The organism is Methylobacillus flagellatus KT, from assembly GCF_000013705.1.
Classification (GTDB): Bacteria; Pseudomonadota; Gammaproteobacteria; order Burkholderiales; family Methylophilaceae; genus Methylobacillus; species Methylobacillus flagellatus.
Window position 1 is genome coordinate 2498740 of the sequence record NC_007947.1, and the last position, 19276, is coordinate 2518015.

The 19276-nt window shown below is 56.6% G+C and carries 21 protein-coding genes; 10 read left to right on the forward strand and 11 right to left on the reverse strand.

The window, feature by feature from the left end; all coding sequences use genetic code 11:
* Positions 1–5 precede the first annotated feature (5 nt).
* Entirely contained in the window at positions 6–1031 is a 1026-nt protein-coding gene (locus MFLA_RS11985; protein WP_011480566.1) for a LacI family DNA-binding transcriptional regulator, read from the reverse strand.
* 207 nt (positions 1032–1238) lie between these two features.
* Between MFLA_RS11985 and MFLA_RS11990 the strand changes: the two genes are divergently transcribed.
* The 7 genes from MFLA_RS11990 to MFLA_RS12015 all read left to right on the forward strand — a co-directional run bounded on the left by MFLA_RS11990 (position 1239) and on the right by MFLA_RS12015 (position 9056).
* On the forward strand, positions 1239–2378 hold the full coding sequence (locus tag MFLA_RS11990; RefSeq protein WP_011480567.1) for an ABC transporter ATP-binding protein: 1140 nt from the start codon (positions 1239–1241) through the stop codon (positions 2376–2378).
* Entirely contained in the window at positions 2375–3466 is a 1092-nt protein-coding gene (locus tag MFLA_RS11995; RefSeq protein WP_011480568.1) for an extracellular solute-binding protein, read from the forward strand. The genes MFLA_RS11990 and MFLA_RS11995 overlap by 4 nt, the downstream gene beginning before the upstream one ends.
* A gap of 21 nt (positions 3467–3487) precedes the next feature.
* Positions 3488–3640, forward strand: coding sequence for a hypothetical protein (locus MFLA_RS14700; RefSeq protein WP_195742001.1), 153 nt, complete (start codon positions 3488–3490; stop codon positions 3638–3640).
* Positions 3637–4560: a carbohydrate ABC transporter permease gene (locus MFLA_RS12000; protein WP_011480569.1), complete on the forward strand. Its 924-nt coding sequence runs from the start codon at positions 3637–3639 to the stop codon at positions 4558–4560. Before MFLA_RS14700 ends, MFLA_RS12000 begins: the two co-directional genes overlap by 4 nt.
* Positions 4560–5378 (forward strand): carbohydrate ABC transporter permease, encoded by an 819-nt coding sequence (locus MFLA_RS12005; RefSeq protein ID WP_011480570.1) that lies wholly within the window; start codon positions 4560–4562, stop codon positions 5376–5378. Before MFLA_RS12000 ends, MFLA_RS12005 begins: the two co-directional genes overlap by 1 nt.
* Before the next feature lie 85 nt (positions 5379–5463).
* Positions 5464–7749 carry a TonB-dependent receptor gene (locus tag MFLA_RS12010; protein ID WP_011480571.1) on the forward strand — a complete coding sequence of 762 codons (2286 nt, stop codon included), beginning with the start codon at positions 5464–5466 and terminating at the stop codon, positions 7747–7749.
* Positions 7750–7751: 2 nt separating this feature from the next.
* On the forward strand, positions 7752–9056 hold the full coding sequence (locus MFLA_RS12015) for an LLM class flavin-dependent oxidoreductase (RefSeq protein WP_011480572.1): 1305 nt from the start codon (positions 7752–7754) through the stop codon (positions 9054–9056).
* A gap of 237 nt (positions 9057–9293) precedes the next feature.
* Here MFLA_RS12015 and ruvA read toward each other — a convergent pair whose 3' ends face one another.
* From ruvA to MFLA_RS12050, 7 genes are all read right to left on the reverse strand, one after another.
* On the reverse strand, positions 9294–9878 hold the full coding sequence (ruvA, locus tag MFLA_RS12020; RefSeq protein WP_011480573.1) for a Holliday junction branch migration protein RuvA: 585 nt from the start codon (positions 9876–9878) through the stop codon (positions 9294–9296).
* Complete coding sequence (gene ruvC, locus MFLA_RS12025) at positions 9875–10417, reverse strand: crossover junction endodeoxyribonuclease RuvC (protein ID WP_011480574.1); 543 nt, start codon at positions 10415–10417, stop codon at positions 9875–9877. Before ruvC ends, ruvA begins: the two co-directional genes overlap by 4 nt.
* The gene (locus tag MFLA_RS12030; protein ID WP_011480575.1) at positions 10417–11142 is read right to left on the reverse strand and encodes a YebC/PmpR family DNA-binding transcriptional regulator; all 726 of its coding nucleotides are present in this window, start codon (positions 11140–11142) and stop codon (positions 10417–10419) included. The genes ruvC and MFLA_RS12030 overlap by 1 nt, the downstream gene beginning before the upstream one ends.
* A 170-nt stretch (positions 11143–11312) precedes the next feature.
* Entirely contained in the window at positions 11313–12230 is a 918-nt protein-coding gene (locus tag MFLA_RS12035) for a DMT family transporter (RefSeq protein ID WP_011480576.1), read from the reverse strand.
* A gap of 142 nt (positions 12231–12372) precedes the next feature.
* Positions 12373–12756: a YybH family protein gene (locus tag MFLA_RS12040; protein ID WP_011480577.1), complete on the reverse strand. Its 384-nt coding sequence runs from the start codon at positions 12754–12756 to the stop codon at positions 12373–12375.
* A gap of 23 nt (positions 12757–12779) precedes the next feature.
* Complete coding sequence (locus MFLA_RS12045; RefSeq protein WP_011480578.1) at positions 12780–13247, reverse strand: YybH family protein; 468 nt, start codon at positions 13245–13247, stop codon at positions 12780–12782.
* A gap of 59 nt (positions 13248–13306) precedes the next feature.
* Positions 13307–13837 (reverse strand): MarR family winged helix-turn-helix transcriptional regulator, encoded by a 531-nt coding sequence (locus MFLA_RS12050; protein ID WP_011480579.1) that lies wholly within the window; start codon positions 13835–13837, stop codon positions 13307–13309.
* 149 nt (positions 13838–13986) lie between these two features.
* Here MFLA_RS12050 and MFLA_RS12055 point away from each other — a divergent pair, with 149 nt between their 5' ends.
* Complete coding sequence (locus MFLA_RS12055) at positions 13987–14415, forward strand: CBS domain-containing protein (protein ID WP_011480580.1); 429 nt, start codon at positions 13987–13989, stop codon at positions 14413–14415.
* A gap of 22 nt (positions 14416–14437) precedes the next feature.
* On the opposite strand, the gene MFLA_RS12060 is transcribed toward MFLA_RS12055, so the two are convergent.
* The 3 genes from MFLA_RS12060 to MFLA_RS12070 are packed head-to-tail and all read right to left on the reverse strand — an operon-like array spanning position 14438 to position 17331.
* Positions 14438–16294 carry a monovalent cation:proton antiporter-2 (CPA2) family protein gene (locus tag MFLA_RS12060; RefSeq protein WP_011480581.1) on the reverse strand — a complete coding sequence of 619 codons (1857 nt, stop codon included), beginning with the start codon at positions 16292–16294 and terminating at the stop codon, positions 14438–14440.
* Entirely contained in the window at positions 16294–16911 is a 618-nt protein-coding gene (locus MFLA_RS12065; protein ID WP_011480582.1) for an NAD(P)H-dependent oxidoreductase, read from the reverse strand. Before MFLA_RS12065 ends, MFLA_RS12060 begins: the two co-directional genes overlap by 1 nt.
* Positions 16912–17331 carry a secondary thiamine-phosphate synthase enzyme YjbQ gene (locus MFLA_RS12070; protein WP_011480583.1) on the reverse strand — a complete coding sequence of 140 codons (420 nt, stop codon included), beginning with the start codon at positions 17329–17331 and terminating at the stop codon, positions 16912–16914.
* A 153-nt stretch (positions 17332–17484) separates the two neighbouring features.
* On the opposite strand from MFLA_RS12070, the gene fae reads away from it, so the two are divergent.
* Positions 17485–18033 carry a formaldehyde-activating enzyme gene (fae, locus tag MFLA_RS12075; RefSeq protein WP_011480584.1) on the forward strand — a complete coding sequence of 183 codons (549 nt, stop codon included), beginning with the start codon at positions 17485–17487 and terminating at the stop codon, positions 18031–18033.
* A 117-nt stretch (positions 18034–18150) separates the two neighbouring features.
* Positions 18151–19272 (forward strand): ABC transporter permease, encoded by a 1122-nt coding sequence (locus MFLA_RS12080; protein WP_011480585.1) that lies wholly within the window; start codon positions 18151–18153, stop codon positions 19270–19272.
* The last annotated feature ends 4 nt before the right edge of the window (positions 19273–19276 follow it).

Below are 19276 nucleotides of genomic sequence, written 5' to 3' on the forward strand. Positions count from 1 at the left end.
CAATATCAGGCGCTCTCGCGCGCAATTAATTCACAGTCCAGCAGGTTGAGGTGCTGCACCGGGCCATCCGCCGGCACTTCGCCCAATGCCTGCAATACACGCAAGGCGGCGACCTCACCGATTTCCCTTGCAGGAGACCTGATGGTAGTCAAGCTAGGCAACAGCATCTCGGAAAAAGCGTAATTGCCGAAGCCGAAAATGGCACAATCCTCGGGAAAGCGCTTGCCTGCCCGCAAGCCAGCCAGCATGCCACCTGCAGCCAGGTTGTCATTGGCGAACACAATGGCTTCGGCAGGCCGCTGGCGCAACAGCAAGGAGTTCACCGCCTGCCGACCCGCCTCGAACGGGTCGGCCTGGGTGGGGACGAATACCCAGGGCTCCAGGCCGTATTCGTTCATGCGCGATATATAGCCATCACGCCGGTCCAGCGCGCTCAAGTCGCCTATCAGACTGTTCTGCACATAGGCGATGCGCTTGTAGCCCTTGCCATGAAGGTACTCCACCGATTGCCGACCCACCTCCACATGCGAAAAACCTACCTGCACAGGCTTGCGCTCCGGCACATAGTCCCAGGTTTCCACCACCGGCATGGCAGCCTTGGCAATCAGCCTCTCGGTTCCCTCGGAGTGATACTGGCTAGTCAGCACCAACGCCGCCGGCGACCAGCCGAGGAAGGCGCGTACCGCACTTTCCTCCTTTTCCATCGAGAAATAACTTGAGGCCAGCAACAACTGGTATCCATGCTGGTTCAACTCATCGCTGAAGCTCTGGATAGTGTTGGCAAAGATGGGCCCTGAGATGTTGGGAATCACCATGGCCACAACCCGGCCCCGGGTCGAAGCCAGGCCGCCTGCTGCATGGTTGGGCAAATAATCCAACGCGGCCACCGCCTCGGCGATGCGGTCACGCAATGCTTCGGACACGATTTCCGGCTGCTTGAAATACCGCGACACGGTAATGGATGAAACGCCTGCCAGCTTCGCCACATCATGCACAGTGGCCCTACCCAATCCCTTGCGCTTACCCGACATCAGCCGCAGCCCGTATATAATTTTTATGAATATTAATTTTCATTTTAATTCTTTGACAACATACAAAGACTTGCCGGAACATTCCAATGTTACCGGTAACATCATTGAGATTATCAGTGTTTTCAAAATTTTCAAAACATTTGTATGTTATTCAAGAAAAACGGTTCTTGAATATATTGAAGTCAGTTTTAATACAGGCACCCGCCCATGGCAACGCTTAGCCTGCAGCGTCTGGGCAAGCACTTCGCCCAAACGCGCATTCTCCAGGAGATCGACCTGGACATTGCATCAGGGGAATTCATTGTGCTGGTCGGCCCCTCTGGTTGTGGCAAGTCCACATTGCTACGCATTCTGGCCGGCCTGGAAGAAGCTGACGAGGGGCAAGTGATCCTAGACGGTCGCAGCATCAACCGCCTGCCGCCGCGCGAACGCAACATGGCACTGGTGTTCCAGGACTATGCGCTCTATCCGCACAAGACGGTTTACGACAACCTGGCGTTTGGCCTCAGCATACGCGGCACCCCCAAGCAGCAAATCCAGCAGAAAGTGCACGCCGCAGCGGAGCTTTTGCAATTAACCCCCTTGTTGCAGCGCAAGCCCGCCGCGCTTTCAGGCGGCCAGCGCCAACGCGTGGCGATCGGCCGCGCACTCGTGCGCGACGCCCAGCTGTTCCTGTTCGACGAGCCGCTGTCCAATCTGGACGCCAAACTACGCACGGAAATGCGTATGGAAATCAAGCGCCTGCACCAGCGCATCGGCAAGACCATGATCTACGTCACGCATGACCAGGTGGAAGCCATGACGCTGGCTGACCGCATTGCAGTGATCAATCACGGCCGCATCGAGCAATTGGGCACACCGGCAGAAATCTACCAGTCTCCAGCCACCACCTTCGTGGCCGGCTTCATGGGCTCACCTTCAATGAACCTGCTCGACCTGCCGCTGCAATGGTCTGCCGATTACAGATCCGCCTTTGTTGCCGGGCAGTCGGTGCCCGTCAATCATCTGGAGATCGATCCGGAACAACAGATCACCCTGGGCATCCGCCCTGAGCACATCCATATCGACGCCGCTGCCCTCAATGGCCAGGCGGCGCTACGCCTCAACGCCGTAGTTGAACTAATCGAGCCCTTGGGCGCGGAGACCATTGCCACGCTGCGGCTGGAGCAATTGACTGCAAACCTCGGGCAATACACGGTGCAGGCGCGCCTGCCCGGCCACCAGACGGTATCCCCTGGGCAGCAACTGCAAATCCAGGTAGCACACGCCAACCTGCACTGGTTTGACGACGGACAAGGCACGCGCATTGCCTCTCGCCCAACAGGCAACACGGAGCCAGCGGCATGAGCTTCCCTCGCGTACTCCGACTCATTGCCCTCACCCTACTGGTATCCGTTGCCGTCCCGGCGCAGGCAGAGACAGTGCTGCGCGTCTTCATCGGCGGCGCGGCGCAACGACCTGACCTGTTCCGAGCGCTTGCTGATCGCTATGAAGCCAGCCATCCGGGTGTCCGCATCGAAATCGGCAGCGGCGCTGCCACTTCAGAGCTGCAACGTAAATACCTTTCCGTCCTGCTCAATGCGCACGACCCCAGTTTTGACGCCTTGATGCTGGATATCGTCCATCCCTACCAATTCGCCACCGCTGGCTGGATCGCCCCGCTAGACCCGTATTTCGGCGAGGAGAGGCAGACGCTGCTCGCCGACGGTTTGCCCATCTACCGCCAGACCAACCTGATCAAGGGCAAGCTCTACACCTTGCCCGCCGTGACCGATGCCATGTTCATGTACTATCGCAAGGACCTGCTGGCGCAACACGGCATTGCACCACCGCAAACCTGGGACGAGCTGGCAAATGCCGCGCAGACCATCCTGAAGCAGGAGAACAATCCTGCGCTGCAAGGGCTTTCCGTCCAGGGAGCGCCGATCGAAGGTACGGTGTGCAGCTTCCTGTTGCCTTACTGGAGCCAGGGCAAGGACATCCTCGACAGCAACGGCAAATTGGCCTTGGACAAACCTGCGGCGTTGCGCAGCCTGCAACTATGGAAAGGGCTGATCGACAAGAATGTGATCCGCCGCCACGTAGCCGAGGTCAAGACCGGCGACACCGTCAACACGTTTAAGGCTGGCAATGCGATCTTCGCCATCAACTGGGGCTTTGCCTGGGGCGCGTTCCAGAACGATACGGATTCCCGCGTCAAGGGTAAGGTCGGTGTCATCCGTATACCGGCGGTGCAAGGAGGCGAGCATGCGACCTGCCTGGGAGGATGGCAGTGGGCGCTCTCCAACTATTCGCGCAACAAGGCGCAAACGGCGGATTTCTTGCGCTTCCTAGCCTCGCCTGAAAGCGTGCGCTTCATTACTTTGCAAGGCGCATTGTTGCCGCCTTACCTGCCGCTTTATGACGATGCGGAAGTCCAAGCCGTGATCCCCTGACTCAAGGATGCCAAGCCAGCCTTGCTGGAAGCAAAGTCCCGTCCGCTGACCGCGCGCTACGCGCAGGTATCGGACGTACTGCGTATCTCGACCTCGGCCGTATTGGCCGGATCATTGACAGCCGAGGAAGGCCTGGAAGACATCAGCCGTCGTCTGGAAAGGATATTGCGTTGAACCTTCGCGCATTTTCCAACCTCCGGCGTAACTACTTACGCAACAGTGCCAGTGATGTCAGTGAGTCATCGCTAGCATTCTGGCTGTTACTGCCTGCGGTGCTACTGCTCGCCCTGATCGTGGTCTACCCGGTGGCGAAAGTCATCCACGACAGCTTTTACTCCATCAGCCTGTTCAGTGAGAGCGGCCCGGCCTTCGTTGGATTTTCCAACTACGTTGACGCCATGCGCGATCCGGATGTCTGGCGCGCAGTGCGCTTCACGATTGCCTTGTGCGTGGTGACTGTACCTGGTGCGCTGCTCGTCGGTCTCGGGCTGGCGCTGCTCGCCAATCGCGAATGGAAGTGGCGCTGGCCCGTACGCCTGGCATTGCTGCTACCGTGGGCCATACCCCTGGCATTCTCGGGCATGATCTTCGCATGGTTCTTCAACACGGAATACGGCGTGGTCAACGACTTGTTGCGCCGTGCCGGCTTTGCGCCGATTTCCTTTTTGCTGATACCACAATGGAGTTTTCTTGCAATCTGCATCGCCACCATCTGGAAAACTTCTTCATTCGTCGCGCTGATCCTGCTCGCAGGCCTGCAAACCATCCCGCGCAGCCTTTACGAAGCCGCGGCGCTGGAAGGCGCCAGCCGTTGGCAGATATTCCGCCATGTCACCTTGCCGCTGCTGATGCCAGCCATGATGATCGCCTTGATCTTCCGCACCATCAGCGCCCTGCAGTCCTTCGACATCCCTTATGCAATGACGCAAGGCGGCCCGGCCCGATATACGGAAACCTTGTCCATCCTGATCAACACCACGGCCATTGAATATATGGATGTCGGCTACGGCTCGGCCCTCGCGGTGCTGCTGTTCCTGCTGTCCATGGCCATCAGTTCGGTCTACCTGCGTAAGCTCTACAAGGGGGCACTGTAATGCTGAAGCTCCCCTTGCGCTGGATTGCCGCTGCCGTCCTGCTGATCAACGGCTTCTTCCCTGCTGTGTGGATATTGCTGACTTCGTTCAAGCAAGATGCCGAACTAGCCCAAACCCCGATTACCTGGTGGCCGCAGCACCCTACACTGGATAATTACGTGCATGCGTTCAGCGACCAGCCGCTGCTGCTATTCCTAGGCAATAGCTTCGCTGTCGCCTTGCTTTCCACCCTGCTGACCTTGTTTGCCGCCACCGGTGCCGCCTACGCACTTACCCGTCTGCGGCTGCGCCGTCGCGGCCTCACCCTCACGGCACTGGTCGCAATTGCGATGTTTCCACCAGCAACATTGCTGGTACCCCTGTTCGAGATCATGCGCGGACTGGGCTTGATCAACACCTATGGCGCACTCATCCTGCCTTATGCCGTACAAAGCCTACCGGTATGCACACTCGTGCTCGCAAGCTTTTTCCAGCAGGTACCCAAGGATATCGAAAATGCCGCCATGCTGGACGGTTGCACCAGGCTGCAGGCGCTTTACCGCATCGTGCTGCCATTGTCGGCTCCCGGTGTGTTCACGGCAGGCATCCTGGCTTTCGTCAATGCGTGGGACGAATTCCTGCTGGCACTGGCCCTGAATGCCGCCCCAGGCAGCCGCACCCTGCCAGTTGGCATTTTGCTCTATCAGGGTGAATTCACCTTTCCATGGCCGGTGATCTCCGCCGCACTGGTGGTTGCCATCGTGCCGCTCGCCATCCTCATCATCCTGTTCCAGGAACGCGTCATTAGCGGACTTACTACAGGAGGCATCAAGGGATGAAGCATATCCCTCCATTCCCCTGGTTTCCCGACAACGGGTATCAGGCTGACTACATCATTTTCACGACTAAATTAGGGGAATCAGCATGAAACCACACCACACTCAATTGCGACCGTTCAGACGCCGTGGCATCAGCCTGGCACTCGCTGCCGCATTGCTTTCCGCCGGCATCCCGACAGCATTTGCCGTCGAAGAAACCACCAAAGCCGAAAACAAGCAAACTTCGGCCGATCAGGAAGCGCAGCCTGCGCTTGGTACAGTCACCGTCACCGCTACCCGACGCGAAGCCAGCCTGCAATCCATTCCCGTCGCCGTATCCGTGCTGGACGGGCGCAAGCTGGAACAATCCAACCTCAACAGCATCCAGACCATCGCCAACGAGGTGCCCAGCCTAACCTTCCGCCAGCAAGGCGGCAACAAGGACTCCTCTATCTTCATCCGCGGCGTGGGTACCATTTCCACCTCGCCCGGTATTGAACCCACCGTTTCCACCGTGATCGATGGCGTGGTCTATGCCCGCCCAGGCCAGGCAACACTGGACCTCATGGATGTGGAACGCATCGAGATATTGCGCGGTCCGCAAGGCACATTGTTCGGCAAGAACGCTTCTGCTGGCGTGATTAATATCGTCACAAAGGAGCCTAGCGCCGACCTCCATGCTTATGTCGATACCTCCTACTATGAAGGTGGGGAAAAGCGTATACGCTTTGGCCTTTCCGGCACATTAGTTCCTGACCTGTTATATGCCTCTATCAACGGCTTATGGGCCGACTACGACGGCAACGTGAAGAACTTGCTTGGCGGCCGACTCAACGGTTATGAGCGTGAGGGAGCCCGTGCCAAATTCCTGCTAACACCGAACGAAGATCTCGATATCACTTTGATCGCCGACTATACCCATGGTACCAATGGTGTTATCGCGGTGCCTTACCAAACCACCGACAGCACATTCACTCAGGCCATCAGCCCAGTTCAAGTCAGCAAAGGCAACCGCACAGTCCGCAGCGATGGCAAAAACGAAGTCACCGATACCAACCAGGGGATTTCCGCACAAGTCGACTGGCGCATCAACGACTACACGCTAACCTCGATCACGGCGTTCCGCACCTGGGACAATAAGCAAAATACCTCCGTATCCGGGATAGGCAACAATTACGACCCTGCCAGAATCGCCACTGGCTATCCTGCGACATGGGACAGGGGAACTGTGGATTCCAGCCAGTTCTCACAGGAAGTCCGCATCGCATCGCCCAAGGATAAATTCGTGGAATATGTTGCAGGAGTCTATTACCTCAAGAGCAAGACAGACGAAGTCTACCAGCGTTACGCTGAGACCATTTCCGGCGCTAATTACTTCGGGCGTTCCGACTATGGCGTGGAAAACGACAGCATCTCGCTGTTTGGCGAAAGCACCCTGAACTTCACTCCCGAGTTCCGCGGCATTGCAGGCCTGCGTTACACGCATGACGAGCTTTCCTTCGACCACGTGCGCAACAGCAATGTCCCTTCGGGCATACAATCCGCCGTCAGGGCCAGTCAGCCGCTCAGGAAAGGCACCACCAGCGCTAGCGAATACTCTGGCCGACTGGGCGCGCAATATGATTTGAGCAAGGATGCAATGGTATATGCCACCTATTCCCGTGGCTACAAAGGTCCGGCCTACAACGTGTTCTTCAATATGTTCGACGGCAACAACGATACGGCACCATTGGAACCCGAAACCGCCAACTCCTTCGAGATCGGCCTGAAATCGGCATTGCTCGATAATCGCCTGATTTTCAATGCCGCGGCTTTCTACACCAAATACAAAAACTACCAGGCCAATGCACCAGAGCATGTGGGTAACAATGTCTACATCTACCGGTTGATCAATGCGGGCGAGGTCTCGACCCGAGGGGTGGAGCTCGACGTCAATGCCAAAGTCACTTCCAGGCTTAGCTTCTCCGGCTCGCTGGCATACGTGGATGCACGCATAGACAATCTCAATTGCCCGCCGACCGATGCCGCTTGCCAAGTCAACGGCAAGCCATTGCCGTTTTCACCGAAATGGAAATCCGCAGTACGTGCCAACTATGCCATTCCTCTCAACAACGGCTATGTGATCGACCTCGGCACAGACTACATCTGGCAAAGCAAGCAGCAATTCAGCCTGATACCGCAGACCGACGCCACGATACAAGAAGCCTATGGTATCTGGAACGCCAGCGTAGCGCTTTCCACACAGGATGGCTGGCGTTTTGCTCTAGTTGGTCGCAACCTACTGGATCGCTCCTATGCCAGCACATTGTCCGGCAATGCCTCCGTGGCGCAGCGCTACGTCCCCCGCGACGATGCCCGCTACTTCGGCGTTCAAGTAAGGAAGGACTTCTAATCATGAGCCAACCCCGTCAACTCAGCCTGGGCGCGTTCCTCATCCGCAATGGTCACCATGTGGCCGGATGGCGCTACCCGGACAATGTGCTGGATGACGACCCGTTTGCCGTCTACAAGGAAGCGGCACTTCTGGCAGAGGCAGCGCATTTCGATGCAGTGTTCTTTGCCGATGCGCTCACCGCTGCGGCCGGCCCTGCGGGGCTGGAGCCACTGACGCTACTCAGTGCGTTGGCAGCGGTAACCAAGCGCATCGGCCTCATCGGCACGGCAACCACCACCTATAACGAGCCTTATCATATCGCGCGCAAATTCGCCTCCCTTGACCAGATTTCGCGTGGGCGCAGCGGGTGGAACCTGGTGACCTCAGACAATGCGTCCGAGTCAGCCAATTTCGGCCTGCCGCAGCATGTTTCCCATGCCGAGCGCTATGCCAGGGCAAGAGAGTTTTATGAAGTGGTCACCGGGCTCTGGGATAGCTGGGAAGAGGACGCGTTCCTCAACGACAAGGAGAAAGGCATATGGTTTGACCGCAGCAAGCTGCATGCGCTCAACCACCACGGCAAGCATTTCAATGTCGCCGGGCCGTTGAATGTGCCGCCCAGCCCACAAGGACGACCAGTGGTCGTGCAGGCCGGCGGTTCAGAAGCAGGGCGCGAGCTGGCCGCAGAAACGGCGGAAGTGGTATTCACCGCCCACCCCACGCTGTCATCTGCGCAGGACTTCTACCGCGACCTCAAGCGTCGACTGGCAAAATACGGCAGGCAGCCAGACAGCCTCAAGATCATGCCTGGCATTTTCAGCATTATCGGCAGAACGCAAGCAGAAGCCGAAGCCAAGTTCAACAAGCTGCAGGAACTGGTTGACCCCGAACTCGGCCTGGCATTGCTGGGGCGCATGATAGGCAATTTCGACCTTTCTTCCTATCCAGTAGATGGCCCATTGCCAGAACTACCCCTGACCGACAACGGTCAGCAAAGCCGACAAAAGTTGCTAACCGAATTGGCCCAGGGAGAGAACCTGACCATACGCCAGCTATACCTGCGCATTGCAGGCGGACGCGGCCATTTGACTGTCGTGGGTACACCGGAAACGGTCGCCGATAAGATCCAGGAATGGTTCGAGCAGGATGCTGCCGATGGCTTCAATGTGATGCCACCCTGGCTGCCAGGCGGTTTACGCGACTTCACGGAGCTGGTGGTGCCGGAATTACAGCGACGCGGCATTTTCCGTACGCAATATCAGGGTCGCACATTGCGGGAGCACCTGGGTTTGCAGAGACCGATAAACCGTTATAGCAAGGCCTGATAGCAAATCAATGGATTTATCCCAATGAGCAATTTGAATGCCTGGCAACTATCGCCAGGCATTTTTTCTTTCTGAACCACAAAACTCACGCTCAATAAACAAGGGTGAGCGCAGCCAAGGGTTGGCTTTTCCTCCCTTCTGGCTGTGCCGAGTAGCGCAGTCAGTCAGAGGAAGTCAACGTCAAATCCATACTTGGCATCGCTGCGCTCACCCTGAAAGTTGCTGAGGTATTTTAGCTTATGTTTTGGAAAGCGACTTGAGTGAGAGCTTGATGCCTTCGGCAACCGCAATGTCGGCAGGAAGCTGCTTGACCGCAGCCAGGGCCTCGCGCTCGTTATAGCCCAGCGCAAGCAAAGCATTGAGCACATCGCTGCTAGCCGACTTGGCCGGATTGCTGCCAGCCAGGGCTGTACCGCCGTCGATAGCAAACTTATCCTTGAGCTCAAGCAGGAGACGCTCGGCGGTCTTTTTGCCTATGCCAGGCACCTTGATCAGCAAACCGGTCTCCTGCAAGGCCACCGCCTGAGCCAGGTCATCCACGGACAACCCACTCAGGATAGCAAGCGCTGACTTTGCGCCTACGCCGTTCACTTTGAGCAATTGCCGGAAGGTAGCGCGCTCCTGGTCGCTGCCGAAACCGTAGAGCAACTGTGCATCTTCGCGCACGATAAACTGGGTGAGCAGGACAACCTTCTCGCCGGTAGCAGGCAAGTTGTAGAAAGTGCTCATGGGCACTTCGCACTCATATCCCACACCGTGACAGTCGATCACCACCTGGGGAGGCGTTTTCTCGACGAGGATACCGCTCAATCTTGCAATCATATCAGCCTGCCACCTTTCACCCTGAATCCTGCCGTTGCCAATTTACCCAAGCCTTGCCCGCCATGTGCATGGCAAATCGCGCAAGCCAGCGCATCTGCCGAGTCCGGCCGAGGCAGGCCAGGCAGGTTCAGCAGACGCTTTACCATCTCCTGCACTTGGTCCTTCGCCGCATGACCATGACCAACGACCGACTGCTTGACCTGCAGCGCGGTATATTCGGCAATCGGCAAGCCTTGCAATACCAGGGCGCTGATGGCTGCACCACGCGCCTGACCCAGCAACAAGGTAGACTGGGGATTGACGTTGACAAATACCTTCTCGATCGCCGCCTGTTGTGGCTGGTAGTTATCAATCACTTCCGCCAGGCTATCCAGGATGATCTTGAGGCGGGTAGGCAAATCTTCGATTTCGCTGCCTTTGCCGGTTGTGGTCTTGATGGTGCCGCTGGCCACATAGGCAAGCTTCTCGCCGGTTTTCTCAATGACACCGAAGCCTGTCAAGCGCAGGCCGGGGTCGATACCGAGAATGCGGAATGTCATTACTCCTCGATGACTGCCGTGGTATAGACTTCCTGCACGTCATCAAGGTCTTCCAACGCATCGAGCAGCTTCTGCATTTTGACCCCATCTTCACCGCTGAATACGGTTTCATTATCAGGCTTCATGGTCACCTCGGCCAGCACTGGCTTCAACCCTGCAGCTTCCAGCGCCTCCTTCACCGCAGTGAAGTCTCCGGGAGCAGTGATCACCTCGATACTACCGTCTTCGTCGGTAATGACATCTTCAGCCCCGGCTTCCAACGCAGCCTCCATTACCTGGTCTTCACTGGTGCCTGGCTCGAAAACCAGTACGCCGCAATGCTTGAACATGAAGGCAACACAACCGTCAGTTCCAAGGTTGCCACCATGCTTGCTCAATACATGGCGCACATCGGCAACGGCACGCTGCTTATTGTCAGTCAGACAATCGATAATGAGGGCTGCGCCGTTAATGCCATAACCCTCATAGCGGATTTCCTCGTAATTGACACCTTCAAGTTCGCCAGTACCGCGCTTGATCGCTCGGATAATATTTTCCGCAGGCATGTTCTGCTCTTTGGCTTCTGCCACGGCAGCGCGCAGGCGCGGATTGAAATTGACGTCACCCCCGCCCATACGCGCGGAGACGGTGATTTCCTTGATCAGCTTGGTGAATATCTTGCCACGTTTGGCATCCTGGCGACCTTTGCGGTGCTGGATGTTGGCCCATTTGGAATGCCCTGCCATGTGTAAAATCCTTTGATTGCGAAATATGCAAAAACCTTGCGGATTTTACCATAGAGGTCCACAGGCCTGCTCACGGAGTGCTATGCCGCCTTGCCACCCTATTGTTACTCAGCATGAAGTACGATATACCACCATTAGTCCGTGTGATAGTGCTTGCAGCTAGACCAGCATCAGTCCTGACCCATGGCCGGATTCACCACTTCCCTGCGCTTCATGCTATGCAGGGAAATAATGAGCAGTGCAACTCCAATCAATATCATGCCGATAACTTCGCCTCGCTCCGGCTCCTCGCCCAATTGCCACCAGGCCGCAAGCACACCGATGACGGGGGCCAGCAATGATGTCATGCTGGCGATGCCCGCAGGCAAATGCTGCAGGGCATAAAGCCAGAGCAGCCAGGCGAGCGCATTGCACAATACTGCGTTGTATAGCACGGCGCCAATGAAATTGATGCTCCAGTCTATCGGTGGCGCAGGCACAATGAAGGCGACGGCCACCAGAGGCAGCGAGCCGAACAGCATTTGCCACGCAGTCAACGACATCAGGTCAAGATCGGGAACACGCTGGTGCAGCTTCTTTGCGACGATGACGGAAATCGCCCAGAATACGCCGCCCAGGATGGCAAGCGACATGCTGAACAGGTCTGAGCCCAGGTGCAGCGGATCTAGAATGAACAGCAGCCCCATCACCGAGAACAACACAGCCAGCCATTGGATACCGCGAATCTTTTCACCGAGCAATGGCCAGGCCAGCACCATCACCCAGAACGGCATGGTGTAGGTCAGCACCGCGGTCTTGCCGGCGCCGCCCTCGACCAGAGCCCAGATGATGAGGCCGGTGAAACCGCAGGTCTGCAGCACTCCGAGCCAGATCAACGTCGGTACCTCGCGTGGCTTGAGCGGCTTGCGCATCAGCACCAATAACGCCATGAGGCAGACGGCGCCGTAAAACGTCCGCATCGCACCGAACTGGAACGCGCCGGCATAATCCAGCGCATGCTTCATGACTACCCAGTTGTAACCCCAGAGCACTGCCAGCAGCAGCAAGGCTGCAAAGGCGCGCAACGTGGTCGAGGTTCCCGCTTTCATGTCGATTCCTGGCCCAAGGCCTTAGTTAACACATCAAGAGCAATCGAGAAAAGGCAAACGCTCCGACCAGTGTTGCCCTGCCTCAGCAGTAGGTCATACCGCACGGCAGCGCAACAAAGTCGGAGGGGCTGCGTCAGTGGCTCTAATTCCAGATATGGCTCAATAGTTTCCAGCTGCCATCGGCCTGTTTCTTGTACAGCAGGTGCACATTACCATTGAAGCTCTGCCGGGTACCTTGGGCATCAATCACGGCCGCGCTCCAGTGTCCGCGCTGGAAAGCGAGGTTGCCGTCAGCCTGTGCATCCACCAACTCCAGCTTGTGGTCGATGATGCCTTGTGCAATCGCAGTTTTCCAGAAGCTCAACAGCGCCTCCCTACCAGTCACCTGCGGCGCACCACCGGCAGGCATAACGGTGGCAGCATCATCGTAAAAAGAAACGACCAAGGCATGGTCCTTGGCATTGAAGGCGGCGTCCCACGCTTGGTTGAGGCGTTCGGCGGTAGCCTTGAAATCCGAAGTAGTCATTACGATTCCTTGATAATGAAAGGTTAATTCCAGGTATGCGTCAGAATCTTCCAGCTGCCGTCGTCCTGTTTCTTATAGAGAATATGTAGGTTGCCGCTGAATTGCTGAGGCTCGCTGTCCGCGCTTTTGAGCACTGCGCTCCATTTCCCGCGTTGATAGATAGTATTGCCGACGATACCGGTTTCCACGGTGGTAATCTGATGCTCAGCAAAACCCTTGGCAAACAAGCCAGACCAGAAATCCGCAATATCATTGTTGCCGGTGACTTGCTCTCCACCAGCAGGCAGCAAGCTGCCATTGGCATCGTAGTAGGAGGCGAGCGTACCTGCGGAAGCTTCTGCAAATGCGGCATCCCAAGCACTGTTGAGCTTGCTGACGATCGCCCTGGCCTCTTCTTCATTCGGCTTGGCATTACATTTGTAGACAGCAACGGCGGCAACCGCCACCAATGCCAGCAACACGATAGAGACAATAACCTTGCTGATTTTCATAGTAGTGCTCCTCTCCTAAATTAATATTAAGAATACAAACTTCACGCCACCGTCGACCGTCATGTGCCCGTACGCATGCTGCCAGGCACATCGAAAGCCGAGATCCCTGCATTGAGCTTGCCCAAAATACCGCCCAATAAAACCCTTTCCTCCTCATTCACTGCAGCCATGCACTGGCGCAAACGCGTGTAATAATCCGGCATCACCTGATCCAGCTTTTCCTGTCCCGCTGCCGTCAGGCGTATGGATACCCTTCGGCGGTCATCCCGGTCAAAAATACGTTCCACCAGGCCGTCACGCTCCAGGCCGTCAATCAGCCCAGTCATCGTGGCACGGCTGACGCCAGCCTTCTCTGCCAGCACGGAAGGCAAGGAGATGCCGTTCTCTTCGCGCATCAGCAGGATCAACACCCACCAGCGCCCCTGCAGAAGGCCATGTTGGCTCAGGCATGCATCCAGCGCAAGGGAAAGATCACTTGCAACACGCAGTAGGTGCAGGAAAGACGATACCGCACTGACATCCGCTTCAGGATAGCGTGCGGAAAACTTGTCCAGGACGGCCTTGCTGGGAAGATCTCTGAGCTGCAGCATAATTAGTCACATTATAATTAGCCGACTAATTATGTCAACCGTCATTCTCAGGGGGGGGTAGTTTCCTTGCATCCGCCAACGTTACATTTAACCCGATGCAGTTAAGGTGTATATTGGTTTACGCCAAGAAAACGTAAGGAGTAGCCAACATGAAAACCGTGAGGCAAGTTCTGGAAACCAAAGGCAGTACCGTCTATTCCGTCGCACCGGAAAGCCTGGTCTATGACGCCTTGCTGCTCATGGCCGAGCACCATATCGGCGCACTGGTGGTCATGCAGCGCGACAAGATGGTGGGTATATTTTCTGAACGCGACTATGCGCGCGAAGTGGTCATCAAAGGCAAGACCTCCAAGACCACGACCGTGGGCGATATCATGTCAGTGCAATTGATCACCGTCAGCCCTGACGACACGGTGGAGCATTGCATGAACCTGATGTCGGGCAAGCGCATCCGCCACTTGCCGGTGTTGGAGGGTGAAAAACTGGTCGGCCTGCTCTCGATCGGCGACCTGGTCAAGGAAACCATCGCTTATCAGGAGTTTCTGATCAAGCAGCTGGAAAGCTATATCCAGAGCTAGGCCACCGCCCAGGCAGTAAACCTCACCCCTTTTCCTCGGGCGTGTCACTTGGTGGCCGCCCTTCCCAGGCATTGCGACCCTGGCCGGCAATTGCATCTTCCATCTCGCGCGACAAAGTACGTTGCAAGTCTTGCCGCGTGCGTACACTATAGGACACCACTTTCTGCATATCAGTATGGATGGGATGCAAGTTGTGCATCAATTTCTCGTCATCCTGCCTGAACTTCCATGCAGTACGGTAGGCATGAAACGGGGAATAGCCCATTTCGCGCAATGCTTTCTCCCCCAGATGCACTGCACTGAGGAATGTCTCGCGTACGCAGTCTATCTCCATATCCATATAGTCGAACACATAGGTACGGTTACGCGCACGGGCCAGAATCTTGACTTGCGGATAATGCTCGCGTACGTAGCGCGCTGTCTCCAGCGCTGCATCGGCATCGTCGATGGCGAGAATCAGCAACCTAGCATTCGCGATACCCGCCGCCCGCAACACATCCGGCCGCGTGATATCGCCATAATAGGCATGGTAACCGAAGCTGCGCATGAGCTCGATCTGGTTGGGGTCATGCTCGATCACGGTAGGCTCGACACCGACACTCGTCAGCAAGCGGGTAATGATCTGCCCCACGCGCCCAAAACCAGCCACGATCACCGGGCGTGCCTCTTCGAATTCATCGTGTCCCCTGCTGCTACGACGTTGTTGCAATCTGCGGCGATAGACGCCACGGAAGCCCAACAGCAACAAAGGCGTTGTCACCATCGACAGTGCAACGACCGAATTGAGCAGTGCACCATGCTCACCGCTGATGACCTTGGCATCGAGTGCCGCACTGAAAATGACAAACGCAAACTCGCCCACCTGCGACAGGGTCACCGCAAACATGAGTCCACCGGCATTATCAAGACGGAAAACCTTAGCAAGACAGAAGAGCAACACCAGCTTGAACAGCACCAATACCAGTGCCAGACCCAAGACCAATTCCGGCTGCTGCAATATCAAGTCAATATTGATCGACATCCCCACCGAAATAAAGAACAGCCCGAGGAGTAGTCCTTTGAAAGGCTCGATGTCCAGCTCCAGCTCCTGCCGGTATTCTGAATCCGCCAGCAGCACCCCGGCAATGAAGGCGCCCAGCGCCATGGACAGGCCAACCAGGGTCATGAGGATGGAAACGCCAATAATCAGGAACAGGGCGAAGGCGATGAATATCTCGCGTAGCTTGGTGTTGGCAGTGTATCGCAGCACGGGCCGCAACAGGTATCGCCCACCCAGTACCAGCAACACCACCAGTGACACCGCTTTGAGGATGGCAAACCAATCCATGTGGACGCCATGCGCGGTATGCGCTCCAGGCGCAATCACCAGCAACAGGATCATGATGGGGATCACTGCCAGATCCTGGAACAGCAGCACCGAGAACGCAGATCGCCCGGACGGGCGATTCAACGCACCCTGCTCCGTGAGTATCTGCATGGCGATTGCCGTCGACGACATGGCCACACCCATGCCCGCCACCAGCGACAATCGCCAATCTAGGCCGATGGCAATCCCGGCACCATACACCAGCGCTGCAGTCAGCACCACCTGCAATCCGCCCATGCCAAAGATGGGAAGTCGCAATGCCATCAGCTTGTCGGGCTCAATCTCGAGACCGATTAGGAACAGCATCATGACCACGCCGAATTCGGAAAAATGCATGACAGCTTCGGCATCTGCCACCAGGCCCAGGCCCCAAGGCCCGATCACAACGCCGGCAAACAGGTACCCCAGCACGGAACCGAGCCCAATCCGTCGGAAAACAGGAACAGCGATCACGGCAGCACCAAGGTAAATAGCGCTTTGCAGCAACAGCGAAGAAATCTGGGGTTCAGCCATCAGGAAGCGCCTGCACCATCAGCAGGTGCCAGATAATGCGCCTCTTCCGACTGCAGGCTGTCAACCTGTGGCGGCCAGCTTCCCTTTGCCAGCCCATCCAGCCATGCTGCATAGCTGGCTGCATACTCTTGCAATGTCTCATCACTCAGCGTGTCTGCAGACTGCACCAGAAAAGGTTGCAAATAGCGCATGCCGCACAATCGTGCTGTCTGCTCGAAAGGTCGCAGCAGTTCAGCGATGGAAAAACAATTGTATCCGCGCCGCTGGTAGACACGTTCAGACCCGCCTGTAGACACCGTATGCACCCATGCCTTTTCCGAGAGCTTGTTGGCACTGCCGCCATATGCCCAGCCATAGCTCAGCACAGAGTCAAACCAGCTCTTGAGCAGGGCAGGACAGGAATACCAATACATGGGGTGTTGGAACACCAGGATGTCATGCGTATCGACTAGCGCCTGCTCATGCGCCACATCGATCATCTGTTCCGGGTAATGAGTGTACAGGTCATGTACCTGGATGCCCTCGCAACCTTGCGCGGCATCCAGCAACGCTCGGTTTACCCGCGAGCTCTCTAGCATGGGATGAGCCATGACGACCAGCACGCGGTGTTTCACCATCTATTCACCAATGATCTTCACCAGCACCCGCTTGTTGCGGCGTCCGTCGAACTCACCGTAGAAAATCTGCTCCCATGGGCCGAAGTCCAGCTGGCCATCGGTCACTGCGACCACGACCTCACGCCCCATTATCTGGCGCTTCATATGGGCATCAGCATTGTCTTCACCGGTATCATTGTGCCGATAGTTGCGGATAGGCTCATGTGGCGCGAGGCGCTCAAGCCACTCGCGATAGTCATGATGCAGTCCGGATTCGTCATCGTTGATGAAAACGCTGGCCGTGATGTGCATGGCGTTGACCAGTACCAGGCCTTCCCTCACGCCGCTCTCTCGCAGGCAAGCCTCGACCTCGTGTGTGATGTTGATGAATGCCACACGCGAAGGTGCATTGAACCACAGCTCTTTACGATAACTTTTCATGAGTGTTGCCCTTAAAAATGTAAGCTGGGAAATTATAGCCTGCCGCTGGTGTCATTGAGTGGTCAGTCAACATTTTTGCAATTGCGCCGGATTTCGGTTAAAAGTAAGTGATCGATCAATTTCGTTATCCATCCCATCAAGCAAGGAGAAACAATGAGTGACAAGATTTTCATGCGTGTCGGCGAAGCTCTGGTAGCAGGAGGTCCTCCAGGCACGGCAGCAGAACCCGAAGTCATCATCGGTGAAATGGACGGCCCCATGGGCACGGCTTTCGGCACGCTGCTCGGCGACCAGGTCAAGGGCCACTCACGCGTGCTGGCCATCCTCAATACCGACATCATGGTTCGCCCTGCCACCATCATGGTGAGCAAGGTAACTGTCAAGAACGAGCGCTATACCAACATCCTCATGGGAACAGTGCAGGCCGCGATCGCCAACGGCGTCCTGGATGCCGTGCGTAACGGCGACATCCCCAAGGAGAAAGCCAACGACCTTGGCATCATCGTTTCCGTCTGGCTCAACCCGATCGTGGCCGAACAGGACGATCTCGATCACAAGATCCTGTTCGACATCCACCGCAAGGCAACTGCCAATGCCATCCACAAGGCAATGAGCAACAAGCCGGATATCGACTGGCTGCTGGAGAACCAGGACAAAATCGTCCACAAATATTTCCAGATGGGCCTGGATGGCAAGATCTAGGCTGCCTTAACCTATGTTATAACCAACCCATCGGCAGTCGTCGGCTGCCGATGCCACGCCAGTCTTGCGACCACGCCTCTTGCGGCAAGACTGGCGCCCATTCACCAGAGGATGCTCATGGCTGCAGCGAGTTTTCAGGTAGAGGATGATACCCAGGGTGGTAAGCGCATTGTGCTTAACGGACAATGGTCCTTGCGCGCCTTGGATAACGACTTTGCCGAGTTGCGCCGGGCCCTCAAACCGTATTTTTCCGATGAAAAAGCGCAATGGGACCTGACCCAGGTCGAGCAACTGGATACCGCCGGCGCAGCGGTGCTATGGAACGGCTGGCAGGGAAAGATGGAAGGCAGGGTAACGCTCACTGACGAGCAAGTGGCCCTGTTCGATACGCTAGCGTCCATTGAGACAACGACGGTCGCCGAAAAACCACCACGTTTCGACTGGCTCAAGCTGGTGGCCGGGTTCGGAAAATTGACCATCTTCATTTCCAGTCATGTCGTCGACTTCGTCAAGCTGATCGGACTACTGGTGCTGGAGTTGGGCTACCTGCTGCGCCGCCCCCAGGATTTTCCGTGGCGGGAGTTCAGCGCCAATATCTACAAGAGCGGCGTTACCGCACTGCCTGTCACCGCGCTGCTTGGCTTCATGATCGGGATTGCCATGAGCTATCTGATGGCTACCCAGCTGCGCACCTTCGGCGCTGACATCTTCATCGTCAATATCCTCGGGCTGGCAGTTATCCGCGAGCTCGGCCCCATCCTCATGGCCGTACTGGTCGCAGGGCGCTCTGGCTCCTCCATGGCAGCCCAGATCGGCGTCATGCGGGTGACGGAGGAAATCGACGCACTTGCCACCATGGGAATCTCGCGCATCCTGCGCGTGGTTCTGCCCAAGGTACTTGGACTGACGGTGATTGCCCCCTTCCTGGTGATCTGGACCTCGTGCTGGGCCCTGCTGGGCGGCGCATTATCGGCCAATATCGAGCTGGGCCTCGGCTTTCGCTTCTTTTTCGACTACCTGGCAGCCGTCGTACAGCCGGTCAATATCACCCTGGGCCTGATCAAGGGCGTCATGTTCGGATTCATTGTCGCGGTGATGGCCTGTCACTTCGGCCTGCGCATCAAGCCGAACACTGAAAGCCTCAGCCGCAGCACCACGAGCTCCGTGGTCACGGCGATCACCTGCGTCATCCTGATTGATGCCGCTTTCGCCATCATCACCAGCGGCATCGGAGTGTAGAGGC

Coding starts and splice junctions, on each gene's coding strand:
- MFLA_RS12035 (WP_011480576.1), bottom strand. CDS start 12,230: ATGAAAGCGGGAACCTCGACCACGTTGCGCGCCTTTGCAGCCTTGCTG.
- ruvA (WP_011480573.1), bottom strand. CDS start 9,878: ATGATTGCAAGATTGAGCGGTATCCTCGTCGAGAAAACGCCTCCCCAG.
- fae (WP_011480584.1), top strand. CDS start 17,485: ATGAGTGACAAGATTTTCATGCGTGTCGGCGAAGCTCTGGTAGCAGGA.
- MFLA_RS11990 (WP_011480567.1), top strand. CDS start 1,239: ATGGCAACGCTTAGCCTGCAGCGTCTGGGCAAGCACTTCGCCCAAACG.
- MFLA_RS12055 (WP_011480580.1), top strand. CDS start 13,987: ATGAAAACCGTGAGGCAAGTTCTGGAAACCAAAGGCAGTACCGTCTAT.
- MFLA_RS12015 (WP_011480572.1), top strand. CDS start 7,752: ATGAGCCAACCCCGTCAACTCAGCCTGGGCGCGTTCCTCATCCGCAAT.
- MFLA_RS12030 (WP_011480575.1), bottom strand. CDS start 11,142: ATGGCAGGGCATTCCAAATGGGCCAACATCCAGCACCGCAAAGGTCGC.
- MFLA_RS12010 (WP_011480571.1), top strand. CDS start 5,464: ATGAAACCACACCACACTCAATTGCGACCGTTCAGACGCCGTGGCATC.
- MFLA_RS12080 (WP_011480585.1), top strand. CDS start 18,151: ATGGCTGCAGCGAGTTTTCAGGTAGAGGATGATACCCAGGGTGGTAAG.
- MFLA_RS12070 (WP_011480583.1), bottom strand. CDS start 17,331: ATGAAAAGTTATCGTAAAGAGCTGTGGTTCAATGCACCTTCGCGTGTG.
- ruvC (WP_011480574.1), bottom strand. CDS start 10,417: ATGACATTCCGCATTCTCGGTATCGACCCCGGCCTGCGCTTGACAGGC.
- MFLA_RS12005 (WP_011480570.1), top strand. CDS start 4,560: ATGCTGAAGCTCCCCTTGCGCTGGATTGCCGCTGCCGTCCTGCTGATC.
- MFLA_RS12065 (WP_011480582.1), bottom strand. CDS start 16,911: ATGGTGAAACACCGCGTGCTGGTCGTCATGGCTCATCCCATGCTAGAG.
- MFLA_RS11995 (WP_011480568.1), top strand. CDS start 2,375: ATGAGCTTCCCTCGCGTACTCCGACTCATTGCCCTCACCCTACTGGTA.
- MFLA_RS12060 (WP_011480581.1), bottom strand. CDS start 16,294: ATGGCTGAACCCCAGATTTCTTCGCTGTTGCTGCAAAGCGCTATTTAC.
- MFLA_RS12050 (WP_011480579.1), bottom strand. CDS start 13,837: ATGCTGCAGCTCAGAGATCTTCCCAGCAAGGCCGTCCTGGACAAGTTT.
- MFLA_RS11985 (WP_011480566.1), bottom strand. CDS start 1,031: ATGTCGGGTAAGCGCAAGGGATTGGGTAGGGCCACTGTGCATGATGTG.
- MFLA_RS12040 (WP_011480577.1), bottom strand. CDS start 12,756: ATGACTACTTCGGATTTCAAGGCTACCGCCGAACGCCTCAACCAAGCG.
- MFLA_RS12045 (WP_011480578.1), bottom strand. CDS start 13,247: ATGAAAATCAGCAAGGTTATTGTCTCTATCGTGTTGCTGGCATTGGTG.